11 protein-coding genes and 1 pseudogene are annotated in these 17,156 nt (G+C 39.1%); all 12 read left to right on the plus strand.

The features are described 5' to 3' along the window. The first annotated feature begins 12 nt into the window (after positions 1-12). On the plus strand, positions 13-1,497 hold the full coding sequence (gene tssC / locus F607_RS0105435) for a type VI secretion system contractile sheath large subunit (protein WP_027707267.1): 1,485 nt from the start codon (positions 13-15) through the stop codon (positions 1,495-1,497). Between the two features lie 212 nt (positions 1,498-1,709). Next, positions 1,710-2,126 (plus strand): type VI secretion system baseplate subunit TssE, encoded by a 417-nt coding sequence (gene tssE, locus F607_RS28255; RefSeq protein ID WP_051310940.1) that lies wholly within the window; start codon positions 1,710-1,712, stop codon positions 2,124-2,126. Positions 2,127-2,142: 16 nt separating this feature from the next. Continuing rightward, positions 2,143-3,927, plus strand: a complete 1,785-nt coding sequence (gene tssF / locus F607_RS0105445; protein WP_027707268.1) for a type VI secretion system baseplate subunit TssF — start codon at positions 2,143-2,145, stop codon at positions 3,925-3,927. Beyond that, positions 3,891-4,949, plus strand: coding sequence for a type VI secretion system baseplate subunit TssG (gene tssG, locus F607_RS28260; protein WP_157365383.1), 1,059 nt, complete (start codon positions 3,891-3,893; stop codon positions 4,947-4,949). Before tssF ends, tssG begins: the two co-directional genes overlap by 37 nt. Then, the gene (tssH, locus tag F607_RS0105455; RefSeq protein ID WP_027707269.1) at positions 4,939-7,650 is read left to right on the plus strand and encodes a type VI secretion system ATPase TssH; all 2,712 of its coding nucleotides are present in this window, start codon (positions 4,939-4,941) and stop codon (positions 7,648-7,650) included. Before tssG ends, tssH begins: the two co-directional genes overlap by 11 nt. 10 nt (positions 7,651-7,660) lie before the next feature. Next, positions 7,661-9,274 carry a sigma-54-dependent Fis family transcriptional regulator gene (locus tag F607_RS0105460; protein WP_027707270.1) on the plus strand — a complete coding sequence of 538 codons (1,614 nt, stop codon included), beginning with the start codon at positions 7,661-7,663 and terminating at the stop codon, positions 9,272-9,274. Positions 9,275-9,659: 385 nt separating this feature from the next. Continuing rightward, a complete protein-coding gene (locus F607_RS0105465; protein ID WP_027707271.1) occupies positions 9,660-11,348 on the plus strand; it encodes an Hsp70 family protein in 1,689 nt (562 codons plus the stop codon). 26 nt (positions 11,349-11,374) lie between these two features. Then, positions 11,375-13,768: a tetratricopeptide repeat protein gene (locus F607_RS0105470; protein ID WP_027707272.1), complete on the plus strand. Its 2,394-nt coding sequence runs from the start codon at positions 11,375-11,377 to the stop codon at positions 13,766-13,768. Beyond that, entirely contained in the window at positions 13,768-14,448 is a 681-nt protein-coding gene (locus tag F607_RS0105475; protein ID WP_027707273.1) for a DUF1266 domain-containing protein, read from the plus strand. Before F607_RS0105470 ends, F607_RS0105475 begins: the two co-directional genes overlap by 1 nt. Before the next feature lie 416 nt (positions 14,449-14,864). Then, complete coding sequence (locus F607_RS0105480) at positions 14,865-15,347, plus strand: hypothetical protein (protein ID WP_027707274.1); 483 nt, start codon at positions 14,865-14,867, stop codon at positions 15,345-15,347. A 344-nt stretch (positions 15,348-15,691) separates the two neighbouring features. Next, a complete protein-coding gene (locus tag F607_RS0105485) occupies positions 15,692-16,849 on the plus strand; it encodes a Card1-like endonuclease domain-containing protein (protein WP_157365384.1) in 1,158 nt (385 codons plus the stop codon). A gap of 106 nt (positions 16,850-16,955) precedes the next feature. Further along, a pseudogene (locus tag F607_RS0105490) lies at positions 16,956-17,156 on the plus strand (IS256 family transposase); the annotation flags it as partial.

Here is a 17,156-nt window from a genome sequence, read left to right on the forward strand (position 1 = left end):
TAGGAGAGCGTTATGTCTGATTCACCAGAAATGAATCAACAAACAAGTGAACAGGTTACTGATAGTAGTTCGCTCTTAGATGAAATTGTGCAACAGACAAAAATTGCCCCTGAGGAAGAAGGCTATGATGTTGCCAAAAAGGGCGTAACGGCTTTTATAGCTGAATTACTTAAGCCGCAAAATCAAGAAGAGCGCGTCAATAAAAGCCTTGTTGATAAAATGATTGCTGAGATTGACGGGCGTATTAGTAAGCAAGTTGACCAAGTATTGCATAACAAAACATATCAACAGTTGGAGTCAACTTGGCGAGGTTTGAAAGTTCTGGTTGATCGGACAGACTTCAGAGAAAATATTAGAATTGAAATCTTAAATGCCTCCAAGCAAGATTTGTATGAGGATTTTGAGGATGCACCAGAAATAACCAAGTCCGGCCTTTATAAAACAGTATATACAGCTGAATACGGCCAGTTTGGTGGACAACCGTTTGGTGCCATTATTGGTGATTATGACTTCTCGCCTGCAGCAGCTGATGTAAAATTATTGCAGAATATTGCCAGTGTATCAGCTATGTCTCATGCACCATTTATTGGTGCAGCGGGGCCAAAATTCTTTGGCTTAGATTCATTCGAGGGTCTACCAAACCTAAAAGATTTGAAAGCCATTTTTGAAGGTCCTCAGTATGCTAAATGGCATAGTTTCCGGCAGTCAGAAGACTCACGCTATGTAGGTTTAACCATGCCTCGTTTCTTGCTGCGTCAACCTTATGACCCAGAAGAAAACCCTGTGCGAGCATTTGAATATAGAGAAGATGTATCTTCCAGCCATGAAGATTATTTATGGGGAAATACAGCATTTACTTTTGCTACACGCTTAACTGACAGTTTCGCAAAATACCGTTGGTGCCCCAATATTATTGGACCACAAAGTGGTGGAGCGGTAGAAGATCTACCGGTACATTTATTTGACTCGATGGGTGATGTGGAAATGAAAATTCCCACAGAAATCCTAGTCTCAGATCGAAGAGAGTATGAGTTATCAGATGAAGGCTTCATACCTTTAACCATGCGTAAGGGCAGTGATAATGCGGCCTTTTTCTCTGCAAACTCTGTTCAGAAACCGAAGAAATTTTCTAACAATCCAGAAGGTAAAGCGGCCGAAGTTAATTATAAACTAGGTACACAACTGCCTTATATGTTTATTATTAATCGGTTGGCACATTATCTAAAAGTACTGCAGCGTGAGCATATTGGTAGTTGGAAAGAGCGTTCAGACCTTGAGCGAGAACTGAATACATGGATCAGACAGTATATTGCTGATCAGGAGAATCCATCACCAGAAGTGCGGAGTCGTCGTCCACTAAGAGCAGCCAAAGTGATGGTGTCTGATGTCGAAGGTGAGCCAGGCTGGTATCGCGTTAATTTATCAGTGCGGCCACACTTCAAATATATGGGGGCGGATTTTACGTTGTCACTCGTAGGCAAGCTTGATAAGTCATAGGTGATAGTGAACATACTTGATTGAGTTTATCAGCGTTGTTGATTTTGCTGAATCCGTAAGAAGTGTACATTTCGACCAGTATGGATTTAGCAATAATAACCATCTGAACTTCTATCTAAATGTTTACTATCTAGTCAGAAATATACCTTTTTAATGAAAGGTATATTTCTTATCAAAGGGTTTAACTCCAACTTATTTAATTAAGAGCACGCATGACTGCAGAGCGTTGTTTATTTGAGCGTATCATCAATGCAGAAACGGTTAATCAAAGGACACTCGCATTCGATGAGCATAAACTTCAAAAATCGATTCTTTCCCACGTTCAGGATATGTTAAATGTACGGCAGGGAAGTGTGATGGCATTACCTGATTATGGTATGCCTGATTTTAATGATTTAGTGTCTCAATTTCCTGATGCCATTATTCAAATAAAACAAGCCATTAAAGAATACCTAAACTTATATGAACCTAGGTTGTCCACGATACGTGTTGAACACTATGAAGATGTAGATAATCCACTCGTACTCAAGTTTGGTATAACTGCAGAAGTCGTCTCTGAGAATCAACGTTCACGTATTTCATTTGAAACTGAGTTGGCAGGTTCTGGCCAAGCACGCGTAAAAGGTTGATAAGGGGAAAAATGCGGTGTCTTTTAATAAGTATTTTCAGGATGAACTTAATGCCGTTCGTGAGTTGGGTAAAGAGTTTGCAGAAAAAAACCCCAGGCTTGCCCCTTACCTATCTGTACAGGAGCAAGACCCTGATGTTGAGCGTTTAATAGAAGGTTTTTCATTTCTAACAGGGCGTTTACGGCAAAAGCTAGAAGATGAGTTACCTGAGTTATCTCATTCAGTAATGAGTTTACTTTGGCCTAATTATTTAAAACCTGTTCCTTCTATGAGTATTTTGGAATTTACAACACAAGGTGGTTTATCCGAAAAGCAGGTAATTGAGCGTGGTGCTGAAGTTCAATCACTTCCTGTTGATGGTACACGTTGTAAATTTCATACATGTTATGATGTTGATATCTATCCTATTGCCCTAGATGATCTTGAGTATACACTTCAAGCGACAGGAAGTAGCTTAAGATTACATTTTTCATTGAAAAATTTCACGACGTTACAAGATATATCGTTACAAAGCTTGCGTCTTTTTTTACATGGACAATTCAATATAGCTCAAACGCTGTATTATTATTTATGTCGCCATGTAAAAAAAATAATGATTACTACCTCTGTTGAGGTTGAGTCAATTGATCTATATGGTTTAACCCCTAATCATGTTAAGCCAGTTGGTTTTGCTGAGAGTGAAAGCTTATTACCTTACTCTGATAATACCTTTATGGGGTATCGTTACATTCAGGAATATTTTGCTTTACCCGAAAAATACTTGTTTGTGGATATTGAAGGCCTGGACAAAATATATCAAAAAGAAACTATTAAAGATGTTTTGCAAACAGCAGGAGAGTTTAACTTAGTCATTGAGTTCGATCGACCCATTGAACGACAAGATATGCCTAAGCTTGAAAATGTCCGCTTATTTTGTACGCCCGTTGTTAATTTATTTGAACATGAAGCAACACCTATCCGAATGGATCAGCGCCGAACTGAATACAGAGTATTGCCTGCAGGTGAGAATCCCTCACATTACGAAATTTATAGTATTGATAATGTTGTGGGATGGGGGCATGGTGACCAGCTAAAACGAGCCTACAAGCCCTTTGAATCGTTCGATCATGCTATTTCAATTGGAGGCAGTCAAAAGAACATTTATTATCGTACACGTTTAAAAGATTCTGTTGTACAGCAAGGTGTAGATACTTATTTATCATTTGTTTCATTTAATGATGAAGATTTGGCACCTCAAGCAGAGACTATTTCCGTTGAGTTAACCTGTAGTAACCGTAACTTGCCAAGTAAGTTATCGATAGGTGATATCAATGTTGAAACGGGAGATACGCCTGAGTTTGTTGACTTTACAAATATCACTAAAGTCACGCAGTCATTTACGCCACCATTGGATAAAGGGTTTCACTGGCGAGTTATCTCCAATATGTCATTGAACTATGTTTCATTGGTTAATACGGAAGCGTTAAGGATTATTTTATCAACCTATGATTATCGTAGTTACTATGATCGTCAATATGCCAGAATTAGTAAAAATAGGCTTGAAGGTGTTGAAAAAATTGAGCATGAAAATATTGATCGATTATATAAGGGTTTACCAATACGAGGCATAAAAACCCGATTACATGTAAGAGTTAGCAAGTTTGCAAATGAAGGTGAAATGTTTTTATTTGCTTCGGTGTTAAATGAATTTTTTGCTTTATATGTGTCATTAAACTCGTTTCATATTCTTGAAGTAATTGGTATTGAAAATGGGGAGATTTATACGTGGGAGCCTCGCATAGGTCAGCAGCCAGTGCTTTAATGTATGATTTGCTGGTCAACAGCAGGCAATATAGCTTTTATCAAGCGGTTCATTTATTAACATCATACTATATTCCTGTATCTGGCAAGTTTGATGATCAGCCAATCAATATGCGTTATCGGGCAAATGCCACTCTTGCATTTCCACCGAGTGATATTGCTTCGCTTGAAATAAGGCAGCTGGAAGCAAGGCAAGATTATTTATTGACAGTTAATTTTATGGGGTTGTATGGACCCGCTTCCCCGTTACCTGCTTTTTATACAGAGCGAATAGTACAAAATGATCCAGAAAATCATCCTATTCGTGATTTCATGGATTTATTTAATCATCGGTATATTGAGTTACTGTATCACGGTTGGAAAAAGTATCGATACTACCTTAACTATCAAGAAGAAGCGCTAGATGATTTTTCTAAGCATATGTTTTCGTTGATAGGGTTGGGTGAAATTAATCTTAGAAAAAGCACTCATCTTCATTGGCACAGGCTACTACCTTATTTAGGTCTGTTGAGTATGCGTATACATTCTGCAGGAGTACTGTCAGGAATTATGCGCCATTATTTCCAACACAAAGCTATTTCAATTCAGCAATGTATGTTGCGTGTTGTGCCAATCCCTGAAGAACAGCGAAACAGGCTCGGGGCCGCCAATTGTGAAATGGGCATTAATTTGGTACTAGGTGCTTCAGTAAGAGATCGTTCTGGCAAGTTTAGAGTTGTTATTGATGATTTGGATTTTGCGCGATTTGAGCGATTTCTGCCCTCTGGAGATGATTATCGCCCATTACATGAGTTAATAAAGTTTATCCAAAGAGATCAGCTGGAATATGACATTAAGCTGGGGCTTCGACCTTATGAGGCTCCTAAACTTGAATTGAAGCAATCCAGTCGTTGCCGATTAGGTTGGACAACATGGCTAGGTGAACATCAGTCCTTAAAAAATCATCATGAAGTGGTGCTGCCAAGCTATCACTGGTTTTCTGCGGATCAACAGCAACAGGATATCGTGACACATGAAGCTTGATCTTAATTTACTTATTTCCCATTTAAACCCAGAAAGCCGATCAGCATTAGAATCTGCTGCCAGTCGTTGTGTAGCAAGGCAGGGCTTTGAAATTACAGTCGAGGATGTTTTATTAGAACTACTGGCTGTTGAAGATGGTGAAGTTCAAAAAGCGCTGAAACATTATGAAATTGAAAGTAGCCGGTTTGAGAAAGCACTACAGCATGAGCAGGATATGCGAGGTGGTCATAATGGCCGGCCGGTGTTTTCTCAGTTTTTGCAAGACTGGTTACAGGAGGCATTTTTATTAGCAACTGTAGAATTAAAAATGGACTTTATCACACCAGGTATTTTACTGTGTGCCGTACTTAATAATGAGCTACGATTTTCGCGGCTGGCTTATTATAAAGTGTTAAGCACTATACCCGTTGATGAATTAAAGCAACTATTACAAGGTGCAGATGAAGATAAAAAAGTGCCTGGCTCAAAACCGTTATCTTCACCTGGTGATCAGCAGTCTGTTTTAGAAAAATACACCATTAATTTTACAGAGCTTGCTAAAAAGGGAAAAATTGACCCCGTTTTTTGCCGAGAAAATGAAATACGGCAAATGGTTGATGTATTATCTCGTCGAAGAAAAAACAACCCTATAACAGTCGGTGAACCAGGAGTAGGTAAATCTGCTGTAGTAGAAGGTTTGGCACTAAAAATTGTTGAAGGTGATGTTCCTGCCATATTAAAAGATGTTACGTTGCTAGGCTTGGACATGGGGCTATTACAAGCTGGGGCTAGTGTAAAAGGGGAGTTTGAAAAAAGGTTAAAAGGCGTTATTGAAGCTATTCAAGCGTCTGTAAAACCTATTATTTTATTTATAGATGAGGCCCATACGTTAATTGGTGCGGGTAATCAGGCTGGTGGTGGCGATGCGGCTAACTTATTAAAACCAGCATTAGCACGAGGTGATTTGCGCACCATAGCGGCCACCACCTGGTCAGAATATAAAAAATATTTTGAAAAAGACCCTGCTTTAGCACGACGTTTTCAACTTGTTAAACTAGAAGAGCCTAATGCAGATCAAGCAGCAATTATTTTACGTGGTTTGAAAGGGATTTATGAAAAAAATCACGGAGTTTATATTCGTGATGATGCTGTTGTCGCAGCAGCTCAGCTTTCAGAGCGCTATATTTCAGGCCGCCAATTACCAGATAAAGCAATTGATGTGATTGATACCGCCTGTGCTCGGGTAAAAGTGAGTATGGCTGCAAAACCAGCACAAGTAGAAGACCTGCTGTTTAAACAAGCGTGCTTGCAGCGTGAATTTGCAGGTTTAGAGCGAGATAAAAAGCTTGGTGTTAAATACGATAGTGAGCGTCATCAGGAGCTACAAACATTATTAGAAGAAGTTGCTGAATCGTTAGCTGCTGTAGAACAGCAGTGGCAAGAGCAGCAACAGCAGGTTAATGAGATACTTGAGCTGAGACAAAAGTTACGTGATATCCAGCATCATCCTGAAGAGTCCATACCAGAGGATCAGGAGATAAAAAACAGTTCAAGCGATATTAACAGTGAAATTGATAATGAAGATGATGCGCCTTTAACCGTTGAAGATGCGGTTGTTGAGCCTGCTGCCGATGTAAGCCAGTTGCTATTGGCTCTGGAAGAAGCTGAGCAAAAACTGGAAGTCATGCAGCAAGAGCATGTTTTAGTCAGTTTTGAAGTTGACCCTGAAGTGATTGCGCAAGTTATTTCAGCCTGGACTGGCATTCCCGCGACTAAAATGTTGGCAACAGCTGTTCAAGGAGGAGCTGATTTTGTTGTTGAAATGGCAGGTCGGGTTAAAGGACAGGATCACGCTGTTGCTGAGATTGATAAAGCACTGAAGGCTGCCAAAGTAGGATTGAATAATCCAGATACCCCAATGGGGGTATTTTTATTGGTTGGGCCTAGTGGGGTAGGTAAAACAGAAACGGCTCTTAACGTGGCTGACCTTTGCTTTGGTGGTGAACGTTTCATGACGACTATCAATATGTCGGAGTTTCAAGAGAAACACACGGTGTCTCGTTTGGTAGGTTCACCTCCTGGCTATGTTGGGTATGGTGAAGGTGGTGTGCTCACTGAAGCGGTTCGTCAGCGGCCTTATTCCGTGGTGTTATTAGACGAAGTTGAAAAAGCTGATTTGGAAGTGATGAATTTATTTTATCAAGTGTTTGATAAAGGTACGTTATCCGATGGTGAAGGGCGAGAAATTGACTTTAAGAACACCCTAGTGTTTATGACCAGTAATTTGGCATCAGATATTATTTGTGATTTATGCCAGGATGGAAAACAGCCAACGCAAGATGAACTCACGAAAGCGATTCGCCCAGTACTCAGCGCTCACTTTAAACCAGCATTGTTAGCTAGGATGAAAATAGTGCCTTTCTTCCCGATTGCAAGTGATGTAATGGCTGAGTTGGTTGAGCTGAAATTAAATAAACTCCATCAGCGTCTTACTCAACAGCAAAAGCTGGCTTTAAGTTATGATCCGGAGCTATTAGCTCAAATGGCGGCAAGGTGTACTGAAGTTGAAGCAGGAGCACGCAACATTGATCAGCTAATTAATGGAGGGCTGTTACCTAAAATATCTGATTGTATTTTACGCTTAGGCTCTGATCAGCATGCATATACCAAACTGCATGTAAGTTTGGATCAGGACTTTGCTTTTGTGGTAACACCTGCATAGTAGGAAAAGGATGTCAGCAATTTCTGTTGAAGAGCTATTGGCAACCAGTGTTGCCTTAGCGACAGAGCGGGATATTGACCGTCTAGCCCAGCAGATTGTTTTGCTGGGTTGTAAGCTGTGTACCGCTGATGGTGGTGCGATTTATATACTGGATATCACCAAGTCTCATTTGGAACCAAAAGCGGTGGTTTGGCAGGGTAAACCAATTGCTTTTGATTATGCGACAGATGTTCCTTTACGTGAGCATGGGCAGTTTAATACACAGAATATTTACAGTTACGTCGCTTTTACGGGACAACAAACCTATATTGATAGTGCTTATCAATTTGCGGGATTTGAATTAACTGAAGTTTACCAGCGAGATCAGTTACTAAAGTGTAAATCTGAGACACTTTTAGTGATGCCGCTTAGAGACTGCAATCAACAGACGCTTGGAGTCTTAGAGCTGTTTAAGGTACGAAATGGACACTCCAGCTCATTTCGTGAGGTAGAGAAAGTTGCTCAAGCCTTTGCATTACAGGCAGCCGTTGCCTTGGATAATGCTATGTTGATGGCTATGAATCGACATTTGATTCAAGTACTTGACGCCTCTAACCGTCAACTGGAAGCAGAGAATAAGCAGCTACGTTTACAGCGGAAGTCGTCGCAAAACTACGAAATTATTGGTGAAAGTGAGCCAATGCAGCAGGTTTATGCCTTAATGGATAAAGTGCTTAGCTCAAATGTCACCGTGCTACTAAGAGGCGAGACAGGAACAGGTAAGGAAGTTTTTGCTCGTGCGATTCACCAACATAGCGACCGTAACACGCAGCTTTTTGTCACACAAAACTGTGCTGCAGTTCCTGAACACCTCCTGGAAAGTGAATTATTTGGCTATAAAAAAGGTAGCTTTACGGGGGCCACCACAGACCGAAAAGGACTACTAGATGAAGCTCATCGTGGTACGCTGTTTTTAGATGAAATTGGTGACATGCCATTAAATTTGCAAACCAAGCTGCTACGCGTACTACAGGAAGGAGAAGTAAAGCCCATAGGTGAAAATAAAGCCCATAAAGTTGATGTACGGATAATTGCTGCAACGCACTGTAATTTGGAAGAAAAAATTACAAAAGGCGAGTTTCGTGAGGATTTATACTATCGATTAAGTGTATTTCCAATTGCTTTACCCCCCTTGAGGGAGCGTAAGGAAGATATTCCAGCACTTATAAATCATTTTATCAAAGGTTATTGTCAAACCTATGGACGAAAAGTAATTCAGGTTTCGCCGGCAGTGATGGATATCCTTATGCGATATAACTTTCCTGGTAATGTTCGACAACTGCAAAATATCATTGAGCGTGCAGTACTGCTTTGTGATAAGGAAACTGTTATTTTGCCACAGCATATGCCGGATCAGATTCTCTTGGATAATGGCGCTGCTTTGGAAGCATCTGATGAATTAGCTGTGTATACACAAAATGAGCTGCCTTTGAAAGAGATGGTGCAACAGTATGAGAAAAAACTACTTGAATCACATTTACGAGCGAATAACTGGAATCAAACGCAAACTGCAAAAGTACTGAAAATGCCACGACGTACGTTAGTAGAAAAAATACAGCGTTATAGAATTCACAATGAAGTGTGACCCCGTAAATATTATTGATGAAAGGCGTTTTTACTGTTAATTATCGAAGGATAAGAATACTTATAAACCCATCACTATAAATGTGTGATTCACATTACTTCTATTTTAAGAAAATATGCTCGTAACGGGGGTAAGCCGATAAACGGTATTGAGTGGCTTGGGGTGTTTCGCACTTTGCTTTTAGTTTTGTCTTTATAATTCCTATCAAAATAATATACCCAATCCGAATCATATTTAGGTTTTTTGGACGGCGTTTTTAAAACTACGATTATCGCTATCGATAGTCTTAACAGATCAAACTAGCCCCACTAAAGACCCTTCGTATTGGCTATACCTTGTTTTACTGAACTTGAATTAACCAATAATTATCTGCAATGGAGCTGCCATGAGTATTGTAGGCATTGATCTTGGCACTACACATTCACTTATTGCCGTTTGGCAAAATGGTAAGACAGTTGTTATTCCCAATGCGTTAGGAGAAAAGCTTACCCCTTCTGTTGTGGGCATTGATGATAATGGCGATTTAGTTGTTGGTCGTGTAGCACAAGAGCGATTATTTACCCACCCTCAGCATACCTTTGAATTGTTCAAGCGTTATATGGGAAGCCAGCGTGAGATTTGTCTGGGTTCGCAGCAATTCTTACCTCATGAGCTTGCTTCATTTGTGTTACGTGCATTGAAAGAAGATGCAGAAAACTACTCGGGACACTCTATTTCAGAAGCCGTTATCAGTGTGCCAGCATATTTCAGTGAGCATCAACGCAGAATGACACGTCTGGCAGGAGAAATGGCTGGGTTAAAGGTAAGACGCTTAGTCAATGAGCCAACCGCTGCAGCGCTTGCTTATGGTGTTCAGGAGAAAAGTGAGCAACGAGCCATTGTACTTGACTTAGGTGGGGGGACTTTTGACGTTTCGCTTCTTGAATTGTTTGATGGAGTGATAGAGGTTAATGCCAGTGCTGGTGATAATCACTTAGGAGGAGAAGACTTCTTAGAGCAGCTGGTACGTTATTGTTGTGCAAAACAGGCGGTTATTTTGGAGTCATTAACTCAAACAGAACGGACAACCCTTCGGCAAACAGTAAAACGAGTTTTGCATGATTTAAGCATAAAACAGCAGGCTTCACTTAAAGTAGCCTTGGCATCAACATCGATCGACACTGAGATTGAACGATCAGAGTTTGAGCAAGTGGCTGCAAATCTACTTGATCGTTTACGTAAACCTATAGAGCGAGTGCTGACAGACTCTGAATTACAGCCATCCGATATCGATCAATTGATCTTAGTGGGTGGTGCTACACGCATGCCAATGGTCAAAACAATGGCTACAAAGCTATTTTCACGATTTCCTGTCACAGGTATAGACCCCGATCAGGTTGTTGCTATTGGGGCGGCAATACAAGGTGGCTTGCTTATGCAGGATAAAGCCTTTGAAGAAGTGGTAATGACAGATGTTTGCCCTTATTCTCTTGGCGTGGAGGTAGCTGCATCACGTGGAAAATATACTGAAACAGGTCTTTATCAGCCGATTTTAGAAAGAAACTGTGTAGTGCCAATTTCACGTGTGGAACGTTTTTATACGACAGCTGATCATCAATCAAAAGTATCTATTCAGATTTATCAAGGCGAGAATCGTCGGGTTAAAAATAATATCAAACTGGGGGATATCTCCGTTGATATTCCGATAGCTCAAGCAGGTCAAGAAGCGGTTGATGTTCGCTTTACTTATGATGTCAATGGACTGCTTGAAGTCGAGATTACAGTGGTATCTACGACTAACACTTTTCGTACAATTATTGAAAAAAATCCTGGGCAGTTATCTCCTGAAGAAATTACAAAACGTTTTCATGCCCTGAGCCGCTTGAAAATTCACCCACGCGAGCACCTACCAAATCGCTTTTTACTGGCGAGAGGTGAGCGTCTTTTTGAACAGGCTTTAGGTGAAAAGAGAACATTAATAGGTCAGCTTATTTTTGATTTTGAAAACGCTTTGGCTCGGCAGGATCAGCATTATATTGCTGAGGCTTATCATGAGGTGAGTGCTTTGTTAGACCACTTGGAAGCTGAGATGTAGTTTAAAATTAACCAAAAGTGATGACTATGGATTGTTGGGAACAATTAAGGATTAAGCCTACGACTGATGTGAGGTCAATTAAAAAAGCTTATGCCAAACAGTTGAAAGCATTTGGTAATTTAGACGATATTTCAACATTTCAGAACTTAAGGGAAGCTTATGAGCAGGCCCTGTTAAGAGCTAAGCATAATAAACTTGATGTAGATGGTTTTCCTGTTTATAAGCATAAAGTTGGTCTGACCGACGTTGAGCAGGCACTGTATGTAGCTGAAATGATTTATTCAGATTTTGCTCAACGTATACAGTGTACGGTATGGGATCAATGGCTAACGAGTATTAAACCACTGAACAAAGAAGCAAAAGATGAGCTTTCTGTAAAACTATTACAGTTTTTTTTACATCACCCTTTTGTTCCTCCTAAAATTTTAAAGCGGCTAAGTTGCCACTTTGAGTGGATTGCAAATCAATGGATGTTTTATCGGCAATATCCTGAGAGTCTGGTGGAGCGTTTCTTTGGTAGTTTTAAGGATGGCCCAGGTTTTTTAAATTATGATGGCCTTGAAGGGTTAGCGTCCGTAAATGCTGATGAGTATTTACAACGTAGGCTTGAGGGTCGTCATGCTTTAATCTGCAATGATATCAGTGCTGCTATCGAGCACTTGATGTCAGCTTATGCATTGTATGATACAGATCCAATACTCTTAAGGTTGCTGGGATGTGCATTTGAGCTGGCTAATTTACTTGAGCGAGCTAAAGACTGCTTTTATGCAGGCTATCAATTAGATAATAATCTTGATTTTTTATTAAGAGTAGCAGCCATAGAAGTAAAACAACAAAACTGGAGCCAATCTCTTAATTTATATATTTTGATTGTTAATGCTGACCCTTTGAATAATGATGCGCTTCAAGGGCTTTATGTCTCAATTCTAAATTCAAATCAAATTCCAACATCTGTTGATGTTGACAGTGCTTTAGTAAGGTTAATAGAAGCACCTCTTGATGAAGGGTTGCTAATATTGATAGCTGAAAATGAATATCAAAGAAATGGACATCATGTATTTGATGTTGTGACGGCTTTACTTAAGGCTAAGGTATCATTAGCCTTAGGTGACGCAAGTGATGCGTTGAATATTATTAGTCAGCTGCCAACAATTCTCGATTATCGGCTTTCTACATGGAGTAGCTTACTCAAGACTAAAGCTTATATAAATTTAAACCAATATAATGATGCCAAGCATTACATAACATACTTGCAGCAATGTGATGAATTATGCCCAGAGGTTAAGTATGAGCTGTTGGTCTGTTATTTAGAGCTTGGTTATTACTCGCTCGCAATGAAATTGATCAATGAAGATATTGATGATGATAAGCCCACTTATAGGGTGCTACGTGCTCGCTGTCATTATAAATTATCGAGTTACAATGATGCGATTAAGGATTATCAAGCTGTCTTGACGCAATTGGAGTTAGCGACTGAAGACTGGTTTCAGTTAGGTCGCAGCTATTATTTAGTAGGAGACTACTCACAAGCATTAACAAGTTTCCGTAAATGTACCCAGCTTGATAATGAAAGTTTGGATGCAAAAGTTGAGATTGCTGCTTGCTTACTAGGTTTAAAAGATTTTTCGCAGGTAGAAAGTTATATAAATGAACATGACTTATATCGTGTGAGATTTTCGATACGAGTATTATGGTTATTAACTGAAATAAACTTTGGCTTGGGTCGCACAAATAATGCTATAGGTTATGCTTTACAGGCATGGGAGCTTTTTTCATGTCAAAAGCTGATTCGACGTTGTGGTTATTGGTGCATAATCCATGGATATTATGAGCAATTCATTGATTTATCAAAAGTTATCAACAAGCAATCATCAACAAGTAGGTGGTGGCTTTGGCATAAACTGATTACTTTGTTTTTGCAAAAAAAATACGCGATAGCTTTTGACTTATTAAAAGAAATGAAGGCAAATTGCGGATTGCCTCCTGAGTTAGCAGTTAGTATCCACACTTTTTTTTCTGGTTTACTTTATCTTTGGAAATCTAGCCCAACTAAAGCGATTGAAACAATCACCGTAAAAGAAGATCATTCTGAAATTTGCTGCATATTATTGGGGTTGGCTGAGTTTAATAAGCGAAATTTTGTTGCGGCAATGCACCATTGGCTGAAAGCAAAAAGGTTGCTTAATGTGCAGAGTGAAGAATATGAGCAGTGGCTTTTGCTACTGAATCATTGGGTTGTACTTGCATCTGAATCAATGAACTTCCAGTGTGTATCAGGGGTTGAAGAAAGTAATGCTAAAGGATCTCATATAAGTATATATTCTCTTTTGGATACCATTGATTGGACTGATTTTGTTATAAGTCCTGAAGATGAGTTAACTAATTCAAATATTTCTCCTCAAGGGTTAAGGACTGAATAATGAAGTTAGATAACCCTCATCTGACAAGCAAGCAGCTAAAAGCAATTGGACTTACATGTTTTCATGATTTCTTTCTAGATGAGTCTAGCCAAATATTTTTTGGCTGTGATAGTAGTGAAGAGTGCAAATTGCGTTGGCAAACTCAGCTGCAAAGAGATTGGAAAGTCACCTGTGGTAACTCGCTTATTGAGTTAAGAAACTGGTTAATTGACCAAGGAGGATATAGTGCAGCCTTTGGTGCAAGAGCAAGATTTTTAAAGACCATCGATAGCAAGAGACAATTATTGTATATTGATAGTTATAAGCAAGAGCAAGAAGAATACCAAACACTCCAATTCGTAAAACGTACTCTTCCTTTACTAACCCATATGGGAATAAAAGCGTGGGATATAGCAACATGTATTCATCTTTTTAGGCGTGGGGCTTTGGCTGGTTATATTAGTGAGGATGAGGCATGGGAAAATATATTCGAGGCTGCTGATTTAGCTTTTTCTTGTTTTGTCAGTTGGCGCGAGTTTGCTTTGAGTTTTCTTTATGGCCGACAGTTTTGCCTAAAAGAGTTTTCTATGGAACAGGCTTTAGAAAATCATTGTTGCTGGAAAACACTATTGAAGAACAGTCATAGCCCAGTAAATGCGTTTAGCTGGAATAATAAACTGAGCACAGTAGGCGCTTTTTAGGCTAATATAAGCTGCGTTAGGAGTATTTAGAGCTGATAAGTCAGTGGGTTTTCGCTTTTTGTGGATTAGTTTTGAGCTTTTTTAGTAAGTCATTTTTATATAGGGAATTAATTATATCTTTGTTATGAGTAAAATATTTCTCTATTAGAATATTTTTGCACATAGCGTGTAAACCGAGTATAGTTATCTTAAGTTAGTTAATTGCTAAATTATTACGACATAAGTCGTAAGTGTCTGACAAGACTAATAAGTTCAGAGTAAAACTTATTTACCCTAAGTTATTCTAAATCGCTATAAGAAAATAATAGAAAAGAATATTAAGTCTTCTTGCTTAACACTGTGATGTAGTGCACGGCAGTAATGTAGTGGTTGTCGTAGGCTTGCTAAAATGAATTTAAGATAGCGGAAGAATATATATGGAAATTCCTTTTATGATGGCTGACATAGGGTTAAGTCAGCAACTCTCAACTCGTTTGCGGCAAGCAATGATTGATATAGAAATTGATGTGGATGAGCTTTCAACGCGTTCAGGTGTAGATGTCTCTGTTATTGAGCAGTTACTTGTGCAAGGGATACCTGCTAGTGAGTCAGTCAGTCGTTATAGTGATATACTTCGCAAATTAACCCATGTGCTGTTAGTTCCTATGGATTATCTACTTGGGGTTGAAGAATCCCCTGGAACGCTTATGCCTGATGAAAGGCACTTTCTTTCCGTTTTTACCTGTCTCCCTAAAGATATGAGAGATCAGGCAAGGCAGATAATTAAACTATTAACTGATGCACCTGATCACATCGTTGAGGAGTGCACTGAGCGGATGCAAAGCCAGAAGTATTCTCTTTCTCAGTTACTTGAGTGGCTTGAACATGCGGTAGAATTACATAAGCTTGGTTGCCACTAAGTATATGTTGAGAAATAAAAAAACCACCGGAAGGTGGTTTTTTTATTTCTTTACTTTTATCGTTTTGAATAAAATTGTACAGATATGTATCGGTGACTCTAGTTGATAGCTCGTTGAAAACCTGCAGCGTTATCATAGAATTGGTATATAGGCAGTCAAGGTAAGCACTATGGATAGCGTATATAATAATGATTTGAGAAAGGATGATTGAGTGTAAGGCTTTAAGTGATGTAACCACTTTATTAGTTATAATTTGCAAAATATTACAGTGGATCTGGTGTTTTAAAGCTGGCAGTGGAATGATAAGGCCTTTCTATTAAAAGGCATATCTGGTGGTTACTGTGATGGCTAAGAAAAAAGTACAAGTAATTTTATTTAGCGAATCCAAGAGCGCTAATGTAACTCCTATCCTCGACTCCAGAATGCGGCCAAATGAGGTTATATTTGTTGCTACTGCAGCCTTAGATCAAGCTGTGAGCTATACATCGACATTAATTGAGGCGAGTGGCATCACTACTAAAATCGTGTTTATTAGTGATGAGTGGAACTTTAGTGGGCATTTAATGGCTATAAACGCTTTGCTTCAGGATAGAGATACTGTTGATTATGTATTGAATATATCAGGTGGTAATAAAGTTTTAGCTATCGCCGCTTATGAAGTTTTCAAACAGAACAATTTGGGCATCTTTCAGGTAAATCAAACTTGTGATGCTGTTGTGTGGTTGAATAATCCCAACGAGATAGGGGAAATAAACTTAGAAGATCATCTGACAATTGAGCGGTATTTTCAATTGCAGGGCGTTGCAGTTACAAATATGCAAGTGACGAAGGTTTCTTATGACGCGCAACGAATAGGAAAGCGATGGGTTAAACGCGCTAGGTATTTGACTAAGGGGTTAGCATTACTTAATCACTTAGCATCAACGGCAAATAATCTAAAGCTATGTTCTCGCCGCTTATCCAGTCAAGAGTATTATAATGCTCAACTTCAAGAGTTAGTGGGGTCTTTGGAATACTACCAGATGGTTAGGTTGGAAAAAAAACGCTTAATATTTTCAAGTGAAGAGGCTAGAGCATTTTGTAATGGGTTTTGGTTGGAAGAATATGTTTTTTCTGAGTTAGATAAAATAGCAACAGAAAGTGACTATATACAAAATGTTGCCAGAGGCGTTGAAGTCGTTTGGGATTATGGTAATAGTACTGTTAGAAATGAACTGGATGTTGTTTTTTTAGCAAATAACTGTTTATTTATTATAGAGTGTAAAGCTAGGAACTTTTTAGCGCAAAGGAAGAGTGGAATTAATACTATTTATAAAATGGAAGCTTTGCTGCATAGGCTAGGGGGAAAAAATACCTGTGGAATTATAGCCTCATTTGGAAGCTTTAATAGACATAATAAAGAGCGTGCAAGATTGATGGGGCTTTACATTTTGGAAGCAGAAACGCTGTTGGATCTGAAAACACATATCTTAGGTATTTTACGAGATATTGAGCAGTATTAAGTCAATTCGTATTTGTGAATATCACATTAAATCTAGGGAGACTGTAAAAGATTCTGTGTAACCGCCTACTCTTAATGTTAACAATGTATAAGGATAGGCCATTATGGTGACTCAAAAAGAACTCGAAGCCTTTGCTAAAAAAGCCGCCAAGGGCATTAAAACAGAAAAAGACCTCAATCAATTTGCACAAATGCTCAAAAAGGTCACGATTGAAACAGCTCTTAATACAGAGTTAGAAGAATACTTAAATGATAGCAAACAAGCCCAACCTACCGAAAAAAACAGTCGAAATGGCTACTCCTCAAAG

It is taken from the genome of Zooshikella ganghwensis DSM 15267, from assembly GCF_000428585.1.
GTDB lineage: Bacteria > Pseudomonadota > Gammaproteobacteria > Pseudomonadales > Zooshikellaceae > Zooshikella > Zooshikella ganghwensis.